Consider the following 2,684-nt stretch of genomic DNA (forward strand, 5'->3'; position numbering starts at 1 on the left):
GTGCCCGGGGCGGCGGGCAGGGCGCTCAGGACGGAGCCCACGGTGTCGATGGCGTCGGCGAGCTGCTCCGATTGCCCGTCCGGCATGGGGCCAAGGTGTTGCTCGAACCGAACTCGCGCCAGTTCGGGGAAGGCTTGGGTGAACTGGGCGGCGAGTTCTAGCAGCGCATGGAACGGGCCCTGTTCCACGGTGGTGGGGCCATCGGCCGTGATGAGGCCGCCCCTGGTGCCGGGCGTGGGGTCACGGCGCGGCGGCTCTGGGCTGGCCCCCTCGGCCCCCCAAGGGCAGAGCCGGGCCGCCGCGCCGTTCCAGACGACGCGGCGTGCGGGCCGGTCGTCTGGTCCTTGGGTGGGTACCGCCTGCAGGTGTTCGAGCCGCTCCGGCCCAATCATCAGCCCGTCGGGGCCGTGCCGGGTGTTCTGCCGCAGGCCAGGTTCGGCGCCGTGCCGATGGCCCGGGGAAGGTGTCGGGGGCACGGACCGGATCGGGGTCTGTGCGCGGGGCGGGACCGGTGAGGGGTCAGGTCCCGGAGCTCCTCCTGGACGCCGATGATTTTCCGGGTCGCGATCGCCGTGCAGCAGGGGGCGATACGTGTCCGCGCGGGCATTAGCCGTTCGGGGCTGGCTTTCGGTCGTGGTCATCGTGGCTGCCAGCGGACACCCTGCGGTTGCTGTCTGGTTCCCAGCAAGTAGAGCAGGTAGGGGCTCCGGCAGCCGCTGCATTTGCGGTGAACACCGGTCGTTGCGTCGTCGGTGATGTCTTCGAGGTCGTTGTGGGTGAGTCGTGCGGTGTGTCCGGTGCAGCACGGTGAGGGCGTGTCGAGGACGCTGCCCCTGGCGTAGGCCGGCTGGATCGTCCCGATTGGCTGGTCGTAGAGGGTGCGGATTTCGCTGTAGCCGATCGGGGGTGCGAAGCCGGCACCGAGTACCGCGTCAGCGAGCGCGGTCGGTAGGTCCACGAGTGCCTGGGTGGGGTCACTCAACTGCCAGATCAGTTCGGGTGGGGCGGAGGCGTCGGGCGGCTGCGGCAGGAGATCGGGGACGACCAGCGGGCCAGCGAAGATCAGCGCCGTCTCGCCGAGGCATGGAGCGGCTTCCGCCCAGGCCGCGGCGATCAGCCTCCTCGGGGGCAGCGATATGCCGAGCTGTTCGGTGGTGGCGCGGGCCAGCGAGCCGACGGGTGACTCGCTGTCTCGCACACGTCCGCCGGGCAGCACCGCCCGCGCGGTGCCCCGGCCGCGGGCGGCGCCGCTGTCGGTCCGGCCGATGAGCCATCGGCCGTCGCAGCTGCTGGCCAGCATGTAGGCCGCGAGTAGTTGCCGGTCGTCTGAGCCGGGCGCGGCGGGTGGATGCAGGGAGGAAGTGGTCATTTCGCTCGGCTGGGTGAGGTCGTGATCAAGAAAGGGTGATGGGGAGTTCGCGGGGGCAGTTGGTGAACAGGGAGGGGACCTGGGTGAGCTGGTCGGCCGGCACGGTCAGGCGCAGGTCGGGGTGGCGGGTGAACAGTTCTTGCAGGGCGATGCGGGTTTCGAGGCGGGCCAGGGGTGCGCCGAGGCAGTAGTGGGCGCCGACGCCGAAGGCCAGGTGGGTGTGGTCGTCGCGGTCGGGGTTGAAGTGGTGGGCGGTGGGGCCGTGGACGTCGGGGTCGCGGCCGACGCCGCCGTACAGGCCGACCAGGAGCTGCCCGGCCGGGATGGTGGCGCCGCGGATGGGGACGGCGGTTGTGGTGTAGCCGGCGACGAGGTAGTTGATGACGCCGTCCCACCGCAGGCTCTCCTCAACCACCGCGGCCCAGTCGTCGTGGGTGAAGTTGGGGATGCGGGCGCGGATGTCGGGGTGGGTGAGCAAGGCGCGGACGGCGTTGGTGATCAGGGTGAAGGTGGTTTCGTGGCCGGCGACCACCAGCATCCACAGGGTGTCGACGAGTTGGCGGTGCGGAAGGGTGCCGTCGGTGTCCCAGGCGCTGATCAGGTCGCTGGTCAGGTCGGTGCCGGGATCGGCACGCCGCAGTTCGACGAGTTCGTCCAGTAGGTCCAGGCGGCCGGTTTCGGTGGCGGCGGCGTCCTGGGGGGTGATGTTGTCGGTGCGGATCAGGGCGTCCACGAGGGCGCGGAACCGGGGCCGCATCGGCTCGGGGATGCCGAGCAGGTGGCAGATCACGCCCATCGGCACGGCGTAGGCGAAGTGGGCGCGCAGGTCGACGGCCCCGCCGGTGTCGCGGTGGTCGGGCAGGGTGTCGAGGGCGTCGTTGACGATGCGGGTGATCTGGTCGGTGAGGGCGGTGACGCGGCGGGCGGTGAAAACGCCGGAGACCAGTCGCCGCAGCTGGCGGTGCTGCGGGTCGTCGAGGAAGAACATGTTGGTCAGGCCGATGAACATGCCGGCCAGTGGCCAGTCGTCGGGGATCAGCCCGTCGCGGTAGGCGGCCCAGTGCTGCTGGGCGACGCGGGAGATGTCGGGGTTGCGGGACAGTTCACCGAGCAGGTGCTGGCGGGTGACGGCCCAGGCGTGCACGCCGTCGGGAAGGCCGGGCAGCACGATCCGCACCACGGGTCCGGCGTCGCGCAGCCGGGCCATTTCGCGGTGCGGGTCGGCGCCGAGGGGGTCGATGGTGATGACCGGGACGTCGGCCGCGGCCACGACAGCCCCGCCGTCGGGCTCGGATGGGGAGTCGGGGGCCGGGGT

Annotated in this window: 3 protein-coding genes; all 3 read right to left on the reverse strand. The window is 71.5% G+C overall.

What is annotated here, in order from left to right:
• Positions 1–476, reverse strand: a 476-nt coding sequence (locus tag E1289_RS37190) for a hypothetical protein (RefSeq protein WP_207929415.1), incomplete at its 3' end; no start/stop codon positions are given.
• 161 nt (positions 477–637) lie between these two features.
• Complete coding sequence (locus tag E1289_RS37195; protein WP_131988823.1) at positions 638–1,369, reverse strand: hypothetical protein; 732 nt, start codon at positions 1,367–1,369, stop codon at positions 638–640.
• A 25-nt stretch (positions 1,370–1,394) separates the two neighbouring features.
• Positions 1,395–2,684, reverse strand: a 1,290-nt coding sequence (locus tag E1289_RS37200; RefSeq protein ID WP_347813623.1) for a cytochrome P450, incomplete at its 5' end; no start/stop codon positions are given.

It is taken from the genome of Actinomadura sp. 6K520 (genome assembly GCF_004349245.1).
In the GTDB taxonomy this organism is placed as follows: Bacteria; Actinomycetota; Actinomycetes; order Streptosporangiales; family Streptosporangiaceae; genus Spirillospora.